Below are 20,089 nucleotides of genomic sequence, written 5' to 3'. Positions count from 1 at the left end.
ATAAGGAGAATTATGGACATTGTCAAAGTATTAGCGGAGGAATTTCGCATTCGCCACTCTCAGGTGGAAAGCACCATTGAACTGATTGACGACGGAAATACGATTCCGTTTATTGCCCGTTACAGAAAGGAAGCCACCGGCGGACTGACAGACGTTACCCTGCGGGATCTGGCGGAACGTCTGGAGTATCTACGGAATCTTCAGGAACGCAAGGAGGAGGTTAAGCGTCTAATCGGCGAGCAGGGGAAACTGACAGAAGAGCTTTCCGCGGAAATCGACCGGGCGGAAGTCCTGCAGAGGGTGGAGGATCTATACAAGCCGTACCGGCAGAAGAAGGCGACCCGGGCAGGCAAAGCGAGAGCCCGCGGGCTGGAGCCGCTGGCCATGATTCTTTATGCTCAGCAGCAGACAAAGGGTGATCCGGAAACCGTCGCACAGGATTTTGTCAATCCCGAAAAAGAAGTCGCCTCTCCGGCAGACGCGCTTCATGGAGCCTGTGATATCATCGCGGAGATGATCGCGGATGATGCCGACCTCACCGAGGTGATTCGGGACAAAACCTTCCGGTTCGGGAAACTCGTCACGGAGGCCATGAATCCGGAGGAAAAATCTGTCTACGATATGTACTATGACAGCAGCGAGGGTATCGCCAGAATTCCGAACCACCGGATACTGGCCATCAACCGGGGTGAGAAGGAAAAGATGCTGAAGGTCAGGGTGGAGACGGATACGGACAGAATCATCGGACTGATTGAGAAACAGACAATCCGCAACCGCAGATCGATCTTTGTGCCCCTGCTGGAGCAGACTGTCACGGACGCCTACAAACGTCTGATTGCACCGTCGGTAGAACGAGAGGTGCGGAAAACTCTTACAGAACGTGCGGAGCGGGAGGCGGTCCGTATTTTCGCAAAAAATACGGAGAACCTTCTGATGGTTCCGCCGGTGAAGGACAAGCGCGTCATCAGCATCGACCCGGGATACCGCACCGGCTGCAAGGTCGCTGTGTTGGACGGCACCGGAAAGCTTCGGGCCTACGCAACGATTTATCCGACGCAGCCCCGCAATGATGTGGCGGGTGCGGAGCGGACGCTTCTGCGGATGATTAACAAATACGGGTGCGATATCATCGTCATCGGCAACGGTACTGCCTCCCGCGAGACAGAAGAGGTGGTGGCAGGTTTCATCCGGAAGAACAGTCTGCAGATTCAGTACACCATCGTCAACGAGGCGGGTGCATCGGTCTATTCCGCCTCTAAGCTTGCGTCGGAGGAGTATCCGGATCTGGACGTCACGACGCGCGGTGCAATGTCACTGGGCCGCCGGCTTCAGGACCCTCTGGCAGAGCTGGTGAAAATCGACCCGAAGCACATCGGCGTCGGTCAGTATCAGCATGACATCAATCAGAAAATGCTGGAAAGCGCACTGACCGGCGTGGTGGAAAACTGTGTGAACCGGGTCGGTGTGGATCTGAATACCGCCTCCCCGTCGCTTCTTTCCTATGTGGCGGGAATCAATATGGGTATCGCTCGCAACATCGCGGCGTGGCGCGAGGAGAACGGCCGCTTCACGAATCGGCGGCAGCTGCTGAAAGTTTCCAGGCTGGGTGCCGGAGCGTTCGAGCAATGCGCCGGATTTCTGCGAATCGCGGACGGGGATCAGCCGCTGGATCGGACGGCAGTGCATCCGGAGTCTTACAAGGTGGCCGAGGCGATGATGAAGAAAATCGGGATTGATGACTCCGCCATCGTCGCCGGCGGAGTCGGTGATGCGCTGGATGAACGCATTGCCGCCGCCTATCCGGCAAAGAAACTGAGCCGCAGCATAGACCAGATGGCCGAAGACCTGGGTGTCGGCAAGCCCACGCTCCTGGATATCATCGAAGAGCTGAAAAAACCGGGACGTGATCCCCGTGACTCCGCACCGCCCGTAGTCTTCCGCAACGATGTCCGCGATTTCGATGACCTGAAAGAAGGCATGGAGCTGACCGGCACCGTCCGCAATGTAGTAGACTTCGGCGCCTTCGTAGACATCGGAGTCAAGCAGGACGGCCTCGTTCACATTTCTCAGCTCAGCAGCAAGTACGTCTCCCACCCGATGGATGTCGTATCCGTCGGCGATACCGTAAAAGTCAGGATCCTTTCCATCGACCGGGCAAAGAAAAAGATTTCCCTGACGATGAAAATCTGAGGATATCGCCTGCGCGTTGCCCCGAGGGGCGGACCGGCGACTGTACGCCGCGCTGAGACCGCCGCCCGTATGCTGCGCTCTGGCGAGATTGTTGCCGACTCCGATGGGAGCGCGGCGAGCGTACGCAGTCCGAGACCGCCACCCGTAGGCTGCCCCGACGGACGGGTGAGGAATGAGGGCTAGTCAACAAGCGGGCGACGACTGGCGACGAATGACGAACTGTGACTGATGTAAAATAACACATCGTAAATTAACGATTACAAACCCGCTTAAACGACCCTTGTTCGGAAAATCTGCCACAAAACGCGAAAAAAACCGAAAATGTGGCAGGTTTTCCGAGGCGAATTTACATTTTTTACTATTTTGCATAGAAAAATGCACACTGTGCTCACTTTAACGATGCGAGATTTTACAAAATCAGGTACGAATGACGTAAATTCGACACTCTAACTTTAAAGCATATGTTATACATAGCAGAAAACTCATGAAATCTGCCACATTTCTCGAAAAAAGCCAAAAATGTGGCAACTCGAAGTTCCGTCTGACCTCTGTCGAGACTCGACTCCCGGCTATTGAGAAATCGAGTTAGAATCTCGATCGTGAGCCAATATAAAATGAATGATTACCATAGATTCACATCATATTGCCTGAGATGGCGCGAGATGATAAAATGTTTATGGTGAGGCTGTTGTAAAACAGAAAAACCTGAAACGCGGAAAGTATAAGAATGTAAAGCTCTGCTTCGGACGTCGAGCCGCAGAAACAGAGCGCTCGAAGGGTGAGCGACAAGCCGTTTGCGGCGATGCGTAAGTCGGCGGCTCGATGACCGTCCCGGAGCGTGAGCCTGGAAGTGTGAACAGTCAGCGCGTAACGGCGTGGGCCGGAACAGTTATTACGTCTGCCTGCGCCGCCGCGGAAGAGAGGTGTGTGAAATTGAAGGATTTGTATGATGCGATGCAGCGTGAACTGCGGGTGCAGAGGAAAATGCTCGGACAGCTTCGCGCGGCGAAGTGCTGTGCAGAGGATGGTACGTTGTACATCCGGACAAGAGGCGGGCGTGTTGATTGCTATGCTCTTTCAACGGTTGAAGGCCGGCGTCTTCAGACCAACATTACGAAGGATCCTTCCCGCATCGAGACTTTGGCGGAAAAGTCTGCAGCGCAGCGGTTGATTTTATTTTGCGAACAAAACATAGAGCTCCTGGAGCGCATGATGAAACATATGGATCGGCGTGATCCACAGGATATTATCGCAGAAATGCCTGCACAGGTCCAAAGAATTCTGAAAAATCGGAGGCTGCGTCTTCGCGCGGAACAAAATCAAGCCGACTATGAAAAATGTCCCAAGGACCCGAGAAAGCATATTCATGAAACCTGCTACGGCGAGATGGTTCGCTCTAAATCCGAGGTCATCATTGCCAATGCACTTTATACATACGGTATAATTTTTCATTATGAAGAGAAATTTCCCTATTGTGATGAGGATGGGAGAACGTATTATCCGGATTTTACGATTTATCTGCCTGACGGCAGAACCCTGATCTGGGAACACTTCGGGATGCTGAGAAATCTGGATTATTGTATAGAAAATGCATATCGTCTGCGCGCCTATCAGATGAACGACCGTATTATCGGAGAAAATCTGATTCTGACGCAGGACGACAGCCGCGGCCGCATCAACAGCGCCCATATATACAAGATCATTGAGGAGAAGATTTTACCTTTTTATGAGCATAAGTAACAAAGACAAATTCACAGATTTTTCCCAAACGCCGCCGGCAGAATTTACTGCGTCCACATTGACAGCGCTGCCGCATGCTTCGTCACCCACATCGCTGCGGTCTGCGTCGGCATCACGTATGCCCGAAACAGCGTCACTGGGTTCGCCGGCATCCCGGCATCCGGAGTCGCAAAATCCGTCGTTGGGTTCGCCGGCATCCCGGCATCCGGATCCGGCCGGCCGCATCAAGGCGGTACTGTTTGACTATGATGGAACCGTCGGAGATACGAACCAGCTTGTAATCGATTCCTGGCAGCACACATTTATGACAATTCGGGGCAGAAGAACGGACGACGAGCTTTTATATCACACTTTTGGAGAGCCGCTCAGAGAGACTATGGTCAGATTTTTTCCGGAGCATGACCTGGAGGATGCGCTGAGAATTTATCGCGACTGGCAGGCGGCGCAGGATCAGAATCGCTGGTATCTGTTTCCCGGCATGAGGCAGCTGATCGGAGAGTTGAGACGCCGCGGATACCGGATGGGAATTGTCACATCCAGAACGCGGGATTCACTGGAGCGGGCGCTGGTGTACCTGGGAATGGAGGATACTTTTTCGGCAATCGTAACCTGCGACGATACCACGGTGCATAAACCGGAACCTGAACCGGCACTGATCGGCCTGGAGAAGCTGGATGTCAGACCGGATCAGGCTTTGTTTGTAGGGGACACGCATTATGATATGGGATGTGCTCATAACGCCGGCATCGAGGCTGTGCTTGTGGGCTGGTCGCGATCCATGCGCCCGGAAGACAAAGTGGGAATTTACAGACCGGATCACGAGATAAAAGAAGCCGGAGAGCTTTTGGAGATTCTTGAAAAATGCTGAATATTTATTATGGAAGAGAAAGTGTCAACAAAGAAAAATTCATCTATGACCGCATCGCGGGAACTGCACCGGGCGTGGGCAATGCGCCAACCCTTAGTACTGCACCGGTCAAGGGCGCTGCATCGGCTTCTACAGGTAATGTGCCGGACATGGGCAGCGCGCAAATCGCCTGTTCTGGATCGCCCGGCTTCAGCGAGGATCGGAGAGTTCTGATCATCGTTCCGGATCAGTACACTCTGGAGGCGGAGCGGCAGGCTTTTCGATATTTGAATGTGACCGGACTGGTGGGGCTGGATGTGTTCAGCATGTCGCGTCTTGGTCACAATATCCTTCGGGAATTGGGCGGCGGTCGTCGGACTTTTATCGACAAATACGGACGGCAGATGCTGCTGACACAGATTGCCAGAGAAAAAGACGGTGAGCTTCAGGTATTCAAAGGAAATATGGCGAAAAATTCCTTTGTGGAGCTGGCAAATGATTTCATCTCCGAGCTGAAGCAGTATGGTGTTACTCCGGAAGGATTGCGTGCGGTTCGAGACAGCGTGCCGGAGAAAACGCTGCTTCACAGAAAACTGTCAGACCTTTCCCTTATCTACGGTGAATATCAAAAAAAAATAGAAGGGAAGTACACTGATTCAGAGGATTACATTGATCTGTACATTGACCGCATCGGACGGTCCGGAATCGTCAGCGGTGCACGTATCTGGGTGTACGGGTTCGACAGCTTCGCTCCGAAATCCGTGAAGGTGCTCCGGGGGCTGATGGGAGCTGCGGAGGAAGTCAATATTGTTTTGACCGGCGACAAAGGATGCCGGGACGAGGAACTTTTCTCCCTGACGCGAACAGTAATGCACAGACTGATTGAAGCAGGGAAGGAAGTCGGATGCCCTCTTGGAGAGCTGAAGAAAATCGGACCGGAATACACGCGCCCTGTTGATGCTCCGGGGGGAGGCTCGGATTTTCGGCGGCCGGCAATCGCGCATCTTGAGCATGAGCTGTACGCGCCGGTGCCTGAAACAGCGGAAGACAGCGACGGAATTACCATTTGTGAGGCGGCAAATATATATAATGAGGCGGAGTCGGCGGCAGCGTTTATTCTGGGGCTTATTCGGGAGCACGGATACCGGTATCGCGACATCGTGGTAATCTGCAACGACCAGAGCGTCAGGGCGCAGGCCGTTTCGCGTGTATTCCGGGAATACGGTATCGACCTGTTTCTGGACAGCAAGCGGGGCATTCTTAATTCCAATCCCGCAATATTTCTGGTCTCTATGCTTCAGTCGGTCGCAAACCGGTACCGTTTTACTGACGTGATGCGGACGCTGAAAACCGGATTCACGAGCCTGACCGTAGACGAGGTGGAGCGTCTGGAAAATTACGCGCTGAAATACCGCATCAGAGGAACGATGTGGAAAAAACCCTTTGAGAAGGGCGGGTTTGAATACGGCGCAGACGGAATGGCGGCGCTGGAGGAACTGCGGGAGCAGGCGATGGAAATATTCGGCGGACTGGAGGAAATCATTGCCGAAAGCCGGACGGTACGGGAATTCCTGACCGGATTTTTCGGATACCTGACCGGGCCGCTTGGGATGGAGGAAAAACTGCAGGAGTTCATGCGCCTCCAGGAGGAGAATGATGCAGATGATCAAGCAGAAGAGACGAGACAGATCTTCACCATGATTATCGGACTTTTCGATCAGATTGTAGAATTGATCGGCGACGAACCTTTTGATGCCGGAGACTTTATTGAAATTTTCACCGCGGGGCTGAAACAGATTGAAATCGGCGTTCTGCCGTCCTCCATCGATGATCTGATGATGGGAACTATGCAGCGGACGAGAAGCGGGCAGCTGAAGGCACTGGTCGTTCTGGGTGCCAATGAGGGTGTGCTCCCGGCGGAGGCGGCCGACGAGGGACTTTTCTCGCCGGAGGAGCGGCAGCAGCTGGCGGAGGACGGGCACGAAATCTGCAAGGTGGATCAGATCCGTCTTCAGGAGGAACGCCTCGCCATCTACCGTAATATGTCCAGACCGTCGGAACATCTGTGGATCGGATATTCCACCGGAGACGAAGAGGGCCGGGAACTCAGGAGATCCGATATCGTCGACACTTTGACGGGTATCTTTCCGTCCCTCGAAATCCGCCGCGACATTATCAACCGCGAGGATGAGGAGGCGCTGGTCGGAGGTCGCATCAGCACACTGCGGCATCTTGTGGAGAGGATGCGTCTGGAACAAAAAGGAGTGCGCCGTGCTCCCGTATGGGCTCCGGTTGAAAGATGGTACCGGGAGCATCTGCCGGAGGTGATGGAGCAGATCGACAAAGACCTGTCCTTTGAAAACCGGACAGAAACCCTTCCGTCCCGTTACAGCAGTCTGCTGTTCAAGAGCGAAAACGGAGGAACCCGCACTTTGTCGCCGTCGAGAATTGAAACCTATGCCAGATGTCCCTTTGCATATTACGTCACCTATGGACTGGAGCCGGAGGAGCGGCGGATTTTTCAGGTGGCAAGCCGGGAGATCGGAGATATTTATCACGGCTGTCTGATGCGGATTACCGCGCGGCTGTCCCGGGAGCAGGCATGGGAGACGGTAACAAAGGAAGAATGCCGCGAACTGGTCCGCAGGGCTCTTGCGGAGGAGACCGAGGGGTATCGCGACGGCCTGTTTTCCCTGGGAAACGAGGAACGTTACAAAACCCGACGCATTGAGGATACCTGTCTGAAGTCTTTGTGGGTTCTGGTGGAGCACGCCCGGTCCGGAGAGATCAGCAGCAGCCGATTTGAGGTCGGATTCGGAACGGGACGACCGATACGTCCTGTTGTGGTAAAGGTCGGGAGCACGGAGGTGTGCATTGAGGGCCGGATCGACCGCCTGGACAGGCTGCCGGACGATCGGCTGAAAATTATCGATTACAAGTCGGGGAATCTCCAGCTGAAGCAGGAGGAGGTCCGGGCGGGCTACCGGCTGCAGCTGATGTTGTACATGAGGGCGGCGCAGGGCGATTCATCTCAGACAGAACCGGCGGGAGACGAGGTGGTGCAGGAGGAAATCCGCAGACCGGCCGGGGTCTTCTATTTCCATATACAGGATCCCAGAGTCGACGGGAGCATTACGGGAGCATCGGACAGAGGCGGTGAGTCTGATGAGGAGCGTGCGGAACGGCTGGAGGCGGAGCTCCGGAAGCGCTTCAGACTGAACGGGATTATGGTGGATGATCCGAAGGTCGTGAGGGAGATTGCCGGAGAATTCGAGGGTACCTCAAGCATCGCGCCTGTCCGTATTACTGCCGGTGGACTGAAGGGTTCGCCGGAGGGCTCTCTGGTCAGCGACGAGGAGTTTGCGGAGCTGCAGGAGGCAGTGGACGAAAAGGTGCAGGAATTTGTCGCGGACATGCTGGAGGGCGTCATCGATATCCATCCGATGAAGACAAAGGACAGCACTCCCTGCGATTACTGCGGGAACCGGAGCATCTGCCGGTTCGATCTGATGTTCGACGGCTGCGCCTACAATCGAATCCGTTGAAAACCGCCGGCATACGTCGACCGATACAGCAGTGGCTAATAGCGGCGCTCTTTGGCTTTGCGCACGCGGCGAATGGTCCGATCGATTTCCTTTTGCGTCAGATTTTTCACCAGACTGAGTTCAAGCTCCCGGATATTGTCCAGGGGCTTTTTCTGGCAGTGCTCGATGAGAAGCTGCTGGATTGCTGTGACCTCGTCCTCGCTCTCCGCGCCGGCCTCCAGAATATCCTCCCGGGTCAGCTCCAGATCTTCAGCGTCCAAAGGAACTCCCTGGTTCATCCAGCTGAGGACATGGTCTTTGCTTTTCAGCGGCTTCAGCTCACGCATTTTGGTGATTTTCAGGATGGCCCAGGCGTAGTCGTTCATATCGAAATAGAAGTCTTTCCCGAATTTGCCGACGAAGGATTTCAACTTTTTCGGAGTGTTCAGGCGGATGAACTCCATATAGAAATAAATCAGATTGCAGATCCAGTTGATGGCGTCCCGGTCGAAATTGGCGTCGTAAAGTGTTTCCTCGGTCGCCAGTGGGTCGAAGGAGAACATCAACAGCGCGAGCTTGAAGGCCAGGTCGTCTCTTCGGTACTCCAGCTGATTGAAGTTGTCGATGATAGAGTAGAAGGTTTTTTTGTCCATCAGCTTCCGGATCGGGAAGCAGCGCGGCATGCAGAAGCGCATAAATCCGACCTTTTGAAAAGCCTGCAGTGCTGCCGAGGGGCTCTCGTCCTCCAGCACGCGGAGAACCTGATCCATGCGGTCCTCAGCACTGATTTCCGGCCAGCGCTCCTCCTGGGTGAGCCAGTATTCAAAGTTGGATTTTTTCACGTCTCCTCTGAGAATGATGTCGGATACCAGAACATACATCATTTCCGCTGGTTCCAATGTTTTGAAAAATTCGGTGTCCTGCAGGGCCCGGCTGATTTTCTTCTCTGACAGTTTCTCCATGATTGCTGCACTCCTGTTCTGTAAGTTCATATCTGCCCGCATAACCGCGCAGGGCCTGACGGGCGGCACTGAGCATACACTAATTATACAGACGAAACAGTAAAACCGCAAGAGCGATTGAAATGACACAAAAAAACCGCCCCGTGGGTAGTCGGGGCAGTTCGTGATCCATTAAAAAGTATTGAGGATTTATTGGATCATTTATTATGGGCTTTAATTAGGGTTTATGGGCTTGATTAGTTGTTGAAGGACCACCGGAAGCTGTAGTCGGATGTCGCATCGTTCATCTTCGCCAGCTCGGCCTTCACAAAAGCTCTGATTTCATCTTTTCCGCAGACTTTTCCGATTCTGCTCTCCATCGTGTTTTCAATTACGGCTTCCATGATTTCCGGATCGGAAACGTAGAGCATCTCGTTCGCCGCGTCTGCAAAAGCTTTTCTCATGATTTTTTCGTTCTTCATCTTGAATACCTCCATTCACAAAACACTGAGTTCCTTTATCTGGTTTCTTTTTTATCCTTTATTCACCCCTAGTACAAAGCATATACCGTGCCAAACTTGCAAAAGAAATCCGGAAATAAAATGATATTTTATCGAGTGGTGTTGAAATTTCAACGATAATTGCTGAAAAATACTTTGTAAAAAATTTTGATGCCTGTCGGCAATCCCGGGAAAATCCCTGAAAATGCGGGAATTCCGGATTTCAACCGGTGCAAAAATGGCGGAATGGCGGTATTCTGATTCAACATTGACTCAGAACGAAAAAAATATTGAACCAATTATGGGTCGACGCCATAACTGGCGCGTGGCTTACGCCTTAGCTTGCGCTGTGACTCGTGTCTCGGGCACCGCTTATGAACCGGCAGGTTGGAACGGACAAACGAAGTTCGCGCCGAGAAGTCTTTGTCACAAAGAAAAAAAGAACCTCTCTGTGAGGAGAAGTTCTTTATGGAGCTCCCGGGCGGGCTCGAACCGCCGACCTGCGCGTTACGAATGCGCTGCTCTGCCAACTGAGCCACGGAAGCGTGTCGGCTGCCGGCAATAGTGCCGGATATATCGACCCGAAAATGGGTCACGCGCTTAAATTGCGTGTTAACGAGGGGTGCGCCCCTCACACATCATAAAGTGTAACACGAGTGGCCGTTGATTGCAAGGGATTTTTTGGCGGATCAGCGGGTATTGCAGATGTACTGCAGGAGGGTTCCTGTTGTACGGGAGATTCTCGCAGATATCTGCACGCCGGTGGAGGAGCTGCGGAGAATCCGGTTCGCCCGCCGGTCGTTCTGTACGGCAAACCGTCGGCACAGTAAGGGTCGCTCTGTACAGTAAAAGCCGGTCTTTTTGCAAAGGCCGGCTTTTGGTGAAATGGACGTCTATTCAGTGTATTCCGCGTCGCAGTAGATGCAGCGGTACACTTTTTTGTCCCGATCGACGAGACGGAATTTGTGGGGGATTTCCTGCTCGATTGATGTGATGCAGCGTGGATTCTTGCATTTGATGACATTAGTCAGCGTCTCGGGCAGGTCCAGGTGAACCTTTTTCTCCAGGCGGCCGTTCTCGACGATGTTGACGGTGATGTTGCTGTCGATATATCCCAGTATGTCAAAATCCAGGTTAAGGTCGCCGTCTACCTTGATGATATCCTTTTTTCCGTATTTCGCGCTGTCTGCGTTCTGGATGATGGCAACGCAGCATTTCAGCTTGTCGAGCCGCATGAGTTCATAGATCTGCATGCTTTTTCCTGCCTTGATGTGATCTAGTACGACGCCGGTGTTTACTCCATCGATATTCATTAATGTACCTCGCTTTCCTGTTTAAATCTATTTGATGCCCAGAAGATAGAGAATCAGTGCCATTCTGATGTATTTGCCGCAGAGTGCCTGGTAGAAATAGCAGGCCCGCGGATCATTGTCCACCTCTACGGAAATTTCATTGACACGAGGCAGCGGATGCATGATGATCAGATCCTTCTTGGCGGGCTCCAGGAGCTCCAGATTCAGAATGAAACTGTCCTTCAGTCTGACGTAGTCTTCTTCGTTGAAGAAGCGCTCTTTCTGGACGCGGGTCATGTACAGAATATCCAGTTCCGGCATTGCGTCCTCCAGCTTGCGGTATTCCACCCACTCAGCGCCGGCGCGGTCCATGTTTTCCTTCACATAGTCGGGGAGCTGCAGTTCTTCGGGTGAGATCAGAGCGAATTTCACATTTTCATAGCGCATCAGAGCCTCGATCAGAGAGTGGACCGTGCGGCCGAACTTCAGGTCGCCGCAGAGACCGATGGTGAAATTCCCGAGGCCGCCCTTTTTCCGGCTGATGGTCAGGAGGTCGGTCAGGGTCTGAGTCGGGTGGAAATGACCGCCGTCGCCCGCATTGATAATCGGAACGGTTGTCTTTGTCGCGGCAATGACCGGAGCGCCCTCCTTGGGGTGGCGCATGGCAATAATGTCCGCATAGCAGCCTGCCATGATGACTGTATCGCTGACACTTTCTCCCTTCTTGGTGGAGCTGGTGCTGGCGTCGTCGAAGCCCAGTACGTTCCCGCCCAGTTCCATCATGGCCGCGGTGAAGCTCAGACGCGTTCTGGTGCTCGGCTCAAAGAACAGTGTGGCCAGTTTTTTGTGGGCGCAGATGTCCTGGTATTTTTCCGGCTGTGCGATGATATCATCGGCGACCTCGATCAGGTGATCGATTTCCTCCACCGAAAAGTCCGTGATGTTAATCAGGTTGCGAATTTCGCTCATGTCAGTCCTCCTTCATCCATCCGCCGTCAGACGGATTTTTTCTGAAACGCAGTATTTTATTTTTGTCCTCCGGCTTGATATATCCGGCTTCCACAGCTACTTCAACCAGAGTGTCCAGGTCGCAGAGGCTGTGATTTTCTGTGTTGTGCTCCGCCAGGCGGTCGAGTCCCTTCTGCATGCCGTAGGTGAAGATGCTGGCAACTCCCAGGACCTCCGCACCGGCTTCTCTGAGGATTTCGACGGTTTCGCAGCAGGAACCGGCGGTGGAAATCAGGTCCTCGATGACGACGGTCTTTTCCCCGGGGACAAGCTTTCCTTCAATCTGGTTGGTACGGCCGTGATCCTTACGGCTGCCCCGGACATAACCCATGGGAAGATTCATCAGGTGCCCGACGATTGCTGCGTGAGCAATGCCTGCGGTGCTGGTTCCCATGACCAGCTGGCAGTCAGGGTAGCATTCCTGAATGATGCGAACCAGACCCTGCTCGACCTTAATCCGCACGTCCGGCGCGGTCAGCGTCAGCCTGTTGTCACAGTAGATAGGGCTCTGAATGCCGCTGGCCCAGGTGAAGGGATCCTCCGGCCGCAGAAAAACAGCTCCGATGGACAGCAGCCCCCGCGCGATTTCTTGCTTACTCATGTGTACTCCTTCCGTGTATCTGAATTAACAAATTGTCAGTCTTTCTCCTCGCGAGCCCGGCGCGCATCTCGCCGCTCCTTGCAGGCTGTTCTCTCGCCTGCCTTACGCTCGACCACATGCTCCGAGGCTCGGGGGCTATGTTCCGCCCGGCTGTCGCCCGGCGTCAGCCGAGGAAATCCGTCAGGCATCGCTCGTAGGCGGCGACGGGATCCTTCGCTTTGGTGACAGGGCGGCCTACGACGATGTAGTCGCTGCCGATCTCTCTCGCTCTGGCGGGAGTGGTAATCCTGGACTGGTCATCTGCGGCGGCCCCGGCGAAACGGATGCCCGGGGTTACGGTCAGAAAATCTTCACCGCATGCCTTGTGGATCACGCCGGCCTCAAGGGGCGAGCAGACCACGCCGTCCAACCCGGCCTCTCTGGTGTTCCGGGCGTACTGTGTGACCACCTCTGCGATGGGCGCATGGATCATCAGATCCTGTTCCATCGCACGCTGGCTGGTAGAGGTCAGCTGGGTGACGGCGATCAGGATAGGACGGCTGCCGTCCGGGCGGGTGAGGCCTCTGCGGGCGGCCTTCATCATTTCAATGGTGCCGGCCGCGTGGACGTTGGTCATGTCCACTTCCAGGCGGGCCAGCGAGGCCATCGCTTTTTCTACCGTGTTCGGGATGTCGTGGAGCTTCAGATCGAGGAAGATTTTGTGCCCCCTCGCCTTAATCTCCCGCACGATGTCGGGTCCTTCAGCGTAAAACAGTTCCATGCCGATTTTAACAAAGGGCTTCCGGCCGGTGAACCGGTCCAGGAATGCCAGGGTTTCTGCTTTGCCTGGAAAATCGCAGGCGATGATGACGTCTTTGGCCATTATTCAATCACTCCTATTATTTCTTCAAGATTTCTGATATTCAGCTTTTCCATCAGGGTCGGGAGAGTCTCGATGATGTTGGGGCAGGCGAACGGATCCACCAGGTTCGCAGCACCCACCTGTACCGCCGTGGCACCGGCCATCATCATCTCGATGACATCCTCTGCCGTGGAGATACCGCCCATCCCGATAATCGGGATTCTGACCGCCCGCGCCGCCTGATATACCATGCGGACCGCCACCGGGAAGATGGCCGGACCGGAGTAGCCTCCCATTTTATTTGCCAGCACCGGTTGCCGGCGCTGAATGTCGATGCGCATTCCCAGAAGGGTGTTGATCAGCGACAGGCCGTCCGCTCCGGCTGCCTCGCAGGCACGGGCGATTTCAGCGATATCAGTGACATTCGGTGACAGCTTCATGAACACCGGTTTGTCCGTGACGCGCCGGACCGCCTTTGTTACCTCGGCCGCAGAAGCGGGATCTGTTCCGAAAGCCATTCCGCCGTTATGGACATTGGGGCAGCTGATATTGACCTCGATGATGCCCACCTGCTCCTCCCGGTCCATGGCTCTTGCGCAGGTCACGTAATCCTCGACTGAGAATCCGCTGATGTTGGCGATGACCGGCTTGTGATAGATTTTCGCAAGTTCCTTCAGTTCGCGGGTGCAGACCTCCTCCAGCCCGGGATTCTGCAGCCCTACGGAGTTCAGCATTCCCTGCGGGCATTCCGCGATGCGGGGGAGGGGATTGCCGCCCCGTTCCTCCGGCGTCGTGCCCTTGAATGAGATGGAACCCAGGATATCCAGGTCGTAGAGTTCCGCGAATTCCCTGCCGTAGCCGAAGGTGCCGCTGGCGGGGATGACAGGGTTGTCCAGGGTGAGGCCACAAAGGTGAACCTGTGTGTTTACCATATGATCTCCTCCTTTTGCAGAACAGGACCGTCCTTGCAGATCCGTTTGTACCCGTACTTTGTTTTGCAGCTGCAGCCCATGCAGGCGCCGAAGCCGCAGGCCATGCGCGCTTCGAAGCTGAACTGTCCGTCGCCGCAGATGTCGTAAACTGCTTTCAGCATCGGCTCCGGACCGCATGCATAGACATAGCCGGTGTCGGCGTTTGCAGCGGCGTCCGTTACTGTGCCCCGCAGTCCCTCGCTTCCGTCCATCGTTGTGATGACCGGTTCGATGCCCAGGAAGTTGAAGTCCTTTGTCAGAATCACATCATTCTTTGTGTTGAACCCGGCGATGACCCGGGGCGTCATGCCCTCCTGCACCATGGCGCGAGCCAACCCGTAAACCGGCGGAAGACCGATGCCGCCTCCGATGAGGAGGGGACTGCTACCGCCCTTTGTAAGGTCGAAACCGTTGCCCAGAGGCATCAGCACGTCCAGCGATGTGCCCGGCTCGACACGGGAAAGAGCCTCTGTTCCGGCCCCCACAGTCCGAAAGACGATGGTGAGGCTGGCGGCGTCCCAGCTGGCGATGGAGATCGGACGCCGCAGGTAAAAGCCCGCGAGGCGGATATTGATGAACTGTCCGGGAGCGGAAATTTCCGTGCAGTTGCCGGAAAGCTTCATCTTATATATGTTTTTCTGAATTTCGGTGACCGATCGGACGGTCAGATATTGCTGCTTCATTGTTCTACCTCATATACCGGCGTACCGGCGCAGAAGGTCATCTGTACCTTCCCCTGAACCTCCCAGCCTTCAAATGGCGTGGCTTTTCCTTTGCTTCGGAAGTCCGACGGGTTTATCACAAAGGAAGCCTCCGGGTCGATGACGGTCACATCCGCGCGGGCGCCGTCTGTGATGGGTCCGCCCGGGAGGGGGAAGCGCCGTCTCGGCGCGAGAGCCATCAGGTCGATTAACTTTTCTGTTGTGATGAGTCTGTCCCGGCACACCAGCCGGCTGTACAGGACAGGGAAAGCGGTTTCCAGTCCGACGATGCCGAAGGCGCTGTCCAGAATTCCCCGGGATTTCTCTTCTGCGCTGTGGGGAGCGTGGTCGGTGGCGATCATGTCGATTGTGCCATCCGCAAGACCCTCTCGCAGTGCGTCCCGATCGTCCGCGCTGCGGATCGGCGGATTCATTTTGAACCGTCCGAGATCCTGCAGATCCTCATCGCACAGGACCAGATAGTGAGGGCCTGTCTCACAGCTCACATCCACGCCGCTTTTCTTTGCCTGCCGAATAATTTCCACGGTTTCCTTTGTGGAAATATGGCAGACGTGATAAGCGCAGCCGGTCTTCGCCGCCAGCTCCACGTCCCGTTCTACCTGCCGCCATTCACTTTCTGAAGATATTCCTCGGATGCCCAGCTTCTTCGCATAGACGCCGTCGTGGACAGCGCGTCCGCCCAGGAGGCTCTCGTCCTCGCAGTGGGCGACGATCATGCGATGCAGAGACTTCGCCAGCCGCATGGCTTCCTCCATCCGTGCACCTGCCTGTACGCCTTTACCGTCATCGGTGAAGGCGCAGACGAAGGGAGCCAGTGTCTCCATGTCGGACAGACGGCTGCGGCCGTCCTGATCAGCGGTGATGGCTCCGTAGGGAACAATGTCGATGAGAGAATCCCTGCGGATCAGGTCCAGCTGGACCTGCAGACCTTCCTTTGTTGAAGGCGCCGGATTCAGATTCGGCATGGTGCAGACGCAGGTATAGCCTCCGGCAGCTGCCGCCGCGGAGCCTGTGCGTATGGTCTCTTTATAAGAAAACCCGGGTTCACGGAAATGTACGTGTACATCCGCTAAGCCGGGAATAATGATCTTGCCTTTACAGTCGATTGTACGGTCTGCGTGACGGAGGTCGGGTTTTTCAAAAACGAATGACCGTCCTTCTGAAATGAGAAGGTCCGTCCTCTGAAAACCTCTGTCACAGTATACGTTGCCGTTCGTCAGCAGAATTGCCATGTCGTGTCCTTCCTGTTCCGAAAAAACTCAAACTTTTAATTTTATATCACAAACCCGGGTCACTGTCAAGCCCTCCTGCAAGAAGAATTGTCAGCTTCAGGTGAACAGATTCCGGAGCAGGGGCAGCAGCGGGTTGTTGGTGTACAGGCTGCCGGTCACAAAGGAACTGTCCAGCGTACCGGACAGCGCAGACGCGATACCCGACGGTAACACCGCCATCAGTGCCAGCAGCATCGTCAGCGCCAGAAGAACATAGATGATGCCCATTCCGGTTCCGCAGACAATTCCCGTCAGCCGGTCGAAGAAACGGCGGATTCCGTCATAGCTTTCCTGCGGGAAGATTTTGCAGAACAGCCACAGCAGCAGCTTCACCGCGGCGATGATTACAAAAAAGGACAGAATCGCCAGGACAATCTGAGTGATGTCCGAGGCTCCCGGATTGGAAACCATCTGGGAATTGCTGCTGATATAGCCGTGAAACACATCGTATACCGACTGTGCCTGTGTGTGCGGGCTGCCAGTGGAGGCCAGCTTTTTCTCGAATACGCCGTTCAGAAAATTTCCCGCTCCGGTATGTCCGGTCAGGAGCCGGGTGGCGTTATCACAGAGCAGCAGTCCGACGACGATGCAGAGAAACCACTGAAGCATATTGATGACTGATGCCGCAAACCCCCTGCGACAGTAAAAGACTGCCGACAGAACGATGATAATCCCCGCGGCGATATCCATAATCATAGGGCGGAGCCCTCCTTTTTCATTTTCTTTACCGTATATGTTACTAAAAAAACATAAAAAAAGCAATGCCGTGTTGCAGCAACACAGCGCAGTTGCACTTCTACACACCACGGCAGTCTCTCGTTCTCCTGAACATACCTTCCTTCTGTGATTATTTTTATGCGATTTCCTTCGTAGTGACAGCCTTGAACGATAATGACGCGTTGAACGCTTGTCAGGATTGGGGCTCCGCATATCATTTGCTTATTTTGTTCCCGATGTATACAATTGCCGGCGCCATAAAGCAACAAATAGTTGCAATTCCGTCACCCAAATAACCTTCTACTGATATATAAGCCAAAAATCCTGCCAGTATGCAGACCAGCAGCAGAATCCATCCGTTAAATTTCATTTTGCTCTCCTCTGCTATTTCAAAGTTGCCTTCATGTATGCCTCGTCCCCGTATTTACATCTCTTTTCGGGCGTGAAACCGATTGCAGCAGAGCGACCAAAAGATACCGATGGAGTACATGAAAGAATGGTATGCCCATAATTTGATGCAATGCCAACTTGCTTGAGCTTTTTGCTCACACTCCACGATGTTGTAATTGACCCTGATAAGGGGATTTCTTTATAAGAATGTTCCGATACATCAAAGTTTTTGCCCATACTGAGTTTAATGTATACTCCTTGACCGGCATTCGCGGTCTTTACTTTGGGAGAGGAAGTACTGGTTTTTTTGTTTTTATTTCCATATGCATAATATTGCACTTTTGCGGTGGCAGAGTCCTTAGTAAATGTTTCACTGGTTGTCATCGCGGGAATGTCCGTTAAAAGACATATTGGTGCTTTACTCCAATCCCACGTCATTTTTGTTCTTAAGAACGTTTCGCCGTTTTTCTGGTACATTTTATCATAGTTGATGGTATATGTTATATTTCCATACTTTGATTTTGCTTTCAATGGACCTTTAATTGCAGTGATTTCCTTTTGTGAAAATCCATTTTCTTTCAACGTATCTGTTGGATATTGTCTCAACTCCTTGATCATTTCATATTCGGATACAGATTTTGAAACAGCTGGCTGCAGCACAAAGTCATTGTATGCAGTAATATTGCTTTTGGAATCAGCGTGAATTGAATATTCGGCAGTTTCCGTATCCGCAAATGCACTAACCGTCAGCACAGCGCACAGTGCAAAGACACTCAATGTCTTTGAAATCAGTTTTTTATATTTTCTACATCTTGACTGCATTGTAGACTCCTTTCCGAAACATAAACAAATAGACTTACATCATATTATATTGTTTTGTCACAAAAAAGTCAACAAATTTACGGAATTATCCAATTTTTGTAAATATAATGATAGATAGAAGGGCATTTTAATCCCTTCCTTCTGCATAGCAGGATATCGTGAAACTGGTCATTGCAAACCGCTGCATAGTCTGCTTTCCGACAATCGCTTCAAAGTCAGTGTTCCGAAGCAGAAAACGATACCGGTTTTCATAGCAGAAGACGGGGACGGAATGCTCCGTAATGCACGGAATTCTGTACAAAAACATCTTGAATACTGTATGGAAGTGTTGTATACTTTTTAGGTGTATGAGTAAGTACGAATATATGAAAGAAGCTTTGAACGAAGCGGAGAAGGCGTTCCGGCTGGGGGAGGTTCCCATCGGTGCGGTGATCGTCCGGAACGGCGAGATCATCGCCAGGGGACACAATCTGACAGAGACCCGGAAGGATCCCACGGCTCACGCGGAAATGAACGCTATCCGCCAGGCGGCAGAACGGCTGGGAGGCTGGAGACTTCCCGGCTGCACCATGTATGTCACCTGCGAGCCCTGCGCCATGTGCGCAGGCGCGCTGGTCTGGAGCCGGATGGAGAAGCTCTGTATCGGCACGATGGATCCGAAGGCGGGCGCCTGCGGGTCCGTATTTGACATCGTGGAGGAACCGCGGCTCAACCACAATATTGAGGTGGAGACGGGCGTTCTGGAAGAGGACTGCTCCCGGATCCTGAAAGAGTTTTTTTCGGATCTCAGAAAATCAAGAAAACAGAATCGGAGGACTTTAGTATGAAAAGAACAGGCGCGATAGCGTGTCTTGCCGCGCTTATGGTAATGCTTGCTGCGACATTCATTTTTGGGGCGTCATCGTTCCAGGTGACCAACACATACCCGAAGGACGGGGCGAAGAATACGACCAAGGACAATATGTGCGTCAAGGTCTACTTCAATCACGCAGTCGGAAACAAGGCCTCCAGGGCGGCGAACAAAGACAAGTTCAAGATTACAGATTCCACGGGACACTCCTATCCGACGCTGATCTATTACAACAGCAAGGAGCCGAAATACGTTCTGATGCTGATTGACACCAATAAAGTCAAGACCACCGGAAAGGGCAAGAATACCATCAAGGACAACACCGTCTACACGGCCACCATTTCGGGAGATTTTGTTGACAACGACGGAAACAAGCTCGGAAAAGACGTGAAGATCAGTTTCCGCACGATGAACCAGAGCCGCAATACAGTCATCTACATGGTTATGATGTTCCTGATGTTCGGCGGAATGATGGTGTTCTCCATGCGGCAGCAGAGAAAGAAGAGCGACGAGAACGAGAAGGACGAGAAGGAAGAACCGTTCAATCCGTACAAGGAAGCCAAACGCACCGGCAAGTCCGTGGAGGAGGTTCTCGCCAAGCATGAGAAGGAGGTCGCCCGCAAGAACGCCGCTAAGGAAGCCCGCGCAAGACGTGACAAAGAGCTGGATGAGTACTACGCCAGAGAGGACGACGGCTGCTATCATGTAAAGGGTCCGCGGCCCATCGCTGCGGCGGGCTGCACCTACAAAACCGGACGGAAGGCTCTCGCTGAGGCGAAGAAGGAAGAGGAAGCCCGGAAAAAAGCGGAGCTGAAAGCTACAAACTACGGCAAGAACCCGAAAGGGAAAAAGAAGTAATAAT

At 53.4% G+C, this 20,089-nt stretch carries 20 protein-coding genes and 1 tRNA gene; 6 read left to right on the top strand and 15 right to left on the bottom strand.

What is annotated here, in order from left to right; all coding sequences use genetic code 11:
• Positions 1-12 precede the first annotated feature (12 nt).
• Both FYJ64_RS09895 and FYJ64_RS09890 read left to right on the top strand, forming a co-directional pair.
• The gene (locus tag FYJ64_RS09895; protein ID WP_154574981.1) at positions 13-2,190 is read left to right on the top strand and encodes a Tex family protein; all 2,178 of its coding nucleotides are present in this window, start codon (positions 13-15) and stop codon (positions 2,188-2,190) included.
• Positions 2,191-3,117: 927 nt separating this feature from the next.
• Positions 3,118-3,930 (top strand): PDDEXK family nuclease, encoded by an 813-nt coding sequence (locus tag FYJ64_RS09890; protein WP_154574980.1) that lies wholly within the window; start codon positions 3,118-3,120, stop codon positions 3,928-3,930.
• Between the two features lie 44 nt (positions 3,931-3,974).
• Here FYJ64_RS09890 and FYJ64_RS11430 read toward each other — a convergent pair whose 3' ends face one another.
• The gene (locus FYJ64_RS11430) at positions 3,975-4,127 is read right to left on the bottom strand and encodes a hypothetical protein (protein ID WP_206045635.1); all 153 of its coding nucleotides are present in this window, start codon (positions 4,125-4,127) and stop codon (positions 3,975-3,977) included.
• On the opposite strand from FYJ64_RS11430, the gene FYJ64_RS09885 reads away from it, so the two are divergent.
• Complete coding sequence (locus FYJ64_RS09885; protein WP_206045634.1) at positions 4,112-4,798, top strand: HAD-IA family hydrolase; 687 nt, start codon at positions 4,112-4,114, stop codon at positions 4,796-4,798. The two genes, FYJ64_RS11430 and FYJ64_RS09885, sit on opposite strands and share 16 nt — an antisense overlap.
• Entirely contained in the window at positions 4,792-8,322 is a 3,531-nt protein-coding gene (locus tag FYJ64_RS09880) for a PD-(D/E)XK nuclease family protein (RefSeq protein WP_154574978.1), read from the top strand. Before FYJ64_RS09885 ends, FYJ64_RS09880 begins: the two co-directional genes overlap by 7 nt.
• A 35-nt stretch (positions 8,323-8,357) precedes the next feature.
• Here the strand turns inward: FYJ64_RS09880 and FYJ64_RS09875 are convergent, their stop codons facing one another.
• From FYJ64_RS09875 to FYJ64_RS09810, 14 genes are all read right to left on the bottom strand, one after another.
• Complete coding sequence (locus FYJ64_RS09875; protein ID WP_154574977.1) at positions 8,358-9,263, bottom strand: hypothetical protein; 906 nt, start codon at positions 9,261-9,263, stop codon at positions 8,358-8,360.
• Positions 9,264-9,499: 236 nt separating this feature from the next.
• Positions 9,500-9,724 carry a hypothetical protein gene (locus tag FYJ64_RS09870; RefSeq protein WP_075713689.1) on the bottom strand — a complete coding sequence of 75 codons (225 nt, stop codon included), beginning with the start codon at positions 9,722-9,724 and terminating at the stop codon, positions 9,500-9,502.
• 487 nt (positions 9,725-10,211) lie between these two features.
• A tRNA-Thr gene (locus tag FYJ64_RS09865) sits at positions 10,212-10,287 on the bottom strand.
• Positions 10,288-10,635: 348 nt separating this feature from the next.
• Entirely contained in the window at positions 10,636-11,055 is a 420-nt protein-coding gene (locus FYJ64_RS09860) for an aspartate carbamoyltransferase regulatory subunit (RefSeq protein ID WP_075713691.1), read from the bottom strand.
• A gap of 27 nt (positions 11,056-11,082) precedes the next feature.
• Positions 11,083-12,003, bottom strand: a complete 921-nt coding sequence (gene pyrB / locus FYJ64_RS09855; protein ID WP_075713693.1) for an aspartate carbamoyltransferase — start codon at positions 12,001-12,003, stop codon at positions 11,083-11,085.
• A gap of 1 nt (position 12,004) precedes the next feature.
• Positions 12,005-12,643 (bottom strand): orotate phosphoribosyltransferase, encoded by a 639-nt coding sequence (gene pyrE, locus FYJ64_RS09850; RefSeq protein WP_154574976.1) that lies wholly within the window; start codon positions 12,641-12,643, stop codon positions 12,005-12,007.
• A 163-nt stretch (positions 12,644-12,806) separates the two neighbouring features.
• Positions 12,807-13,505 carry an orotidine-5'-phosphate decarboxylase gene (pyrF, locus tag FYJ64_RS09845; RefSeq protein ID WP_154574975.1) on the bottom strand — a complete coding sequence of 233 codons (699 nt, stop codon included), beginning with the start codon at positions 13,503-13,505 and terminating at the stop codon, positions 12,807-12,809.
• Positions 13,505-14,416: a dihydroorotate dehydrogenase gene (locus FYJ64_RS09840; RefSeq protein WP_154574974.1), complete on the bottom strand. Its 912-nt coding sequence runs from the start codon at positions 14,414-14,416 to the stop codon at positions 13,505-13,507. The genes pyrF and FYJ64_RS09840 overlap by 1 nt, the downstream gene beginning before the upstream one ends.
• Entirely contained in the window at positions 14,410-15,138 is a 729-nt protein-coding gene (locus FYJ64_RS09835; RefSeq protein WP_154574973.1) for a dihydroorotate dehydrogenase electron transfer subunit, read from the bottom strand. The genes FYJ64_RS09840 and FYJ64_RS09835 overlap by 7 nt, the downstream gene beginning before the upstream one ends.
• A complete protein-coding gene (locus FYJ64_RS09830; RefSeq protein WP_154574972.1) occupies positions 15,135-16,409 on the bottom strand; it encodes a dihydroorotase in 1,275 nt (424 codons plus the stop codon). Before FYJ64_RS09830 ends, FYJ64_RS09835 begins: the two co-directional genes overlap by 4 nt.
• Before the next feature lie 96 nt (positions 16,410-16,505).
• Positions 16,506-17,144, bottom strand: coding sequence for a CvpA family protein (locus FYJ64_RS09825; RefSeq protein WP_206045633.1), 639 nt, complete (start codon positions 17,142-17,144; stop codon positions 16,506-16,508).
• A 235-nt stretch (positions 17,145-17,379) separates the two neighbouring features.
• A complete protein-coding gene (locus FYJ64_RS09820) occupies positions 17,380-17,535 on the bottom strand; it encodes a hypothetical protein (protein WP_154574970.1) in 156 nt (51 codons plus the stop codon).
• Positions 17,536-17,549: 14 nt separating this feature from the next.
• On the bottom strand, positions 17,550-18,377 hold the full coding sequence (locus tag FYJ64_RS09815; protein ID WP_154574969.1) for a hypothetical protein: 828 nt from the start codon (positions 18,375-18,377) through the stop codon (positions 17,550-17,552).
• A 127-nt stretch (positions 18,378-18,504) separates the two neighbouring features.
• Positions 18,505-18,684: a hypothetical protein gene (locus FYJ64_RS09810; protein WP_154574968.1), complete on the bottom strand. Its 180-nt coding sequence runs from the start codon at positions 18,682-18,684 to the stop codon at positions 18,505-18,507.
• Between the two features lie 40 nt (positions 18,685-18,724).
• On the opposite strand from FYJ64_RS09810, the gene tadA reads away from it, so the two are divergent.
• Together tadA and FYJ64_RS09800 are read left to right on the top strand one after the other, a co-directional pair.
• Positions 18,725-19,204, top strand: coding sequence for a tRNA adenosine(34) deaminase TadA (gene tadA, locus FYJ64_RS09805; RefSeq protein WP_075713707.1), 480 nt, complete (start codon positions 18,725-18,727; stop codon positions 19,202-19,204).
• Positions 19,201-20,085 (top strand): Ig-like domain-containing domain, encoded by an 885-nt coding sequence (locus tag FYJ64_RS09800; RefSeq protein ID WP_154574967.1) that lies wholly within the window; start codon positions 19,201-19,203, stop codon positions 20,083-20,085. Before tadA ends, FYJ64_RS09800 begins: the two co-directional genes overlap by 4 nt.
• Positions 20,086-20,089: the final 4 nt, after the last annotated feature.

Source organism: Hornefia butyriciproducens, from assembly GCF_009695915.1.
Taxonomy (GTDB): Bacteria; Bacillota; Clostridia; order Peptostreptococcales; family Anaerovoracaceae; genus Aminicella; species Aminicella butyriciproducens.
Note: the sequence above shows the minus strand (reverse complement) of the source record. Positions and strands in the feature narration are given on the sequence as shown.

Bases quoted from the DNA above. Each gene is read 5' to 3' on its own strand.
- FYJ64_RS09895 (WP_154574981.1), top strand. From the start codon at position 13: ATGGACATTGTCAAAGTATTAGCGGAGGAATTTCGCATTCGCCACTCT.
- FYJ64_RS11430 (WP_206045635.1), bottom strand. From the start codon at position 4,127: ATGCCGGCGAACCCAACGACGGATTTTGCGACTCCGGATGCCGGGATG.
- FYJ64_RS09880 (WP_154574978.1), top strand. From the start codon at position 4,792: ATGCTGAATATTTATTATGGAAGAGAAAGTGTCAACAAAGAAAAATTC.
- FYJ64_RS09875 (WP_154574977.1), bottom strand. From the start codon at position 9,263: ATGGAGAAACTGTCAGAGAAGAAAATCAGCCGGGCCCTGCAGGACACC.
- FYJ64_RS09870 (WP_075713689.1), bottom strand. From the start codon at position 9,724: ATGAAGAACGAAAAAATCATGAGAAAAGCTTTTGCAGACGCGGCGAAC.
- FYJ64_RS09860 (WP_075713691.1), bottom strand. From the start codon at position 11,055: ATGAATATCGATGGAGTAAACACCGGCGTCGTACTAGATCACATCAAG.
- pyrB (WP_075713693.1), bottom strand. From the start codon at position 12,003: ATGAGCGAAATTCGCAACCTGATTAACATCACGGACTTTTCGGTGGAG.
- pyrE (WP_154574976.1), bottom strand. From the start codon at position 12,643: ATGAGTAAGCAAGAAATCGCGCGGGGGCTGCTGTCCATCGGAGCTGTT.
- pyrF (WP_154574975.1), bottom strand. From the start codon at position 13,505: ATGGCCAAAGACGTCATCATCGCCTGCGATTTTCCAGGCAAAGCAGAA.
- FYJ64_RS09840 (WP_154574974.1), bottom strand. From the start codon at position 14,416: ATGGTAAACACACAGGTTCACCTTTGTGGCCTCACCCTGGACAACCCT.
- FYJ64_RS09835 (WP_154574973.1), bottom strand. From the start codon at position 15,138: ATGAAGCAGCAATATCTGACCGTCCGATCGGTCACCGAAATTCAGAAA.
- FYJ64_RS09830 (WP_154574972.1), bottom strand. From the start codon at position 16,409: ATGGCAATTCTGCTGACGAACGGCAACGTATACTGTGACAGAGGTTTT.
- FYJ64_RS09825 (WP_206045633.1), bottom strand. From the start codon at position 17,144: ATGATTATGGATATCGCCGCGGGGATTATCATCGTTCTGTCGGCAGTC.
- FYJ64_RS09820 (WP_154574970.1), bottom strand. From the start codon at position 17,535: ATGAAATTTAACGGATGGATTCTGCTGCTGGTCTGCATACTGGCAGGA.
- FYJ64_RS09815 (WP_154574969.1), bottom strand. From the start codon at position 18,377: ATGCAGTCAAGATGTAGAAAATATAAAAAACTGATTTCAAAGACATTG.
- FYJ64_RS09810 (WP_154574968.1), bottom strand. From the start codon at position 18,684: ATGTTTTTGTACAGAATTCCGTGCATTACGGAGCATTCCGTCCCCGTC.
- tadA (WP_075713707.1), top strand. From the start codon at position 18,725: ATGAGTAAGTACGAATATATGAAAGAAGCTTTGAACGAAGCGGAGAAG.
- FYJ64_RS09800 (WP_154574967.1), top strand. From the start codon at position 19,201: ATGAAAAGAACAGGCGCGATAGCGTGTCTTGCCGCGCTTATGGTAATG.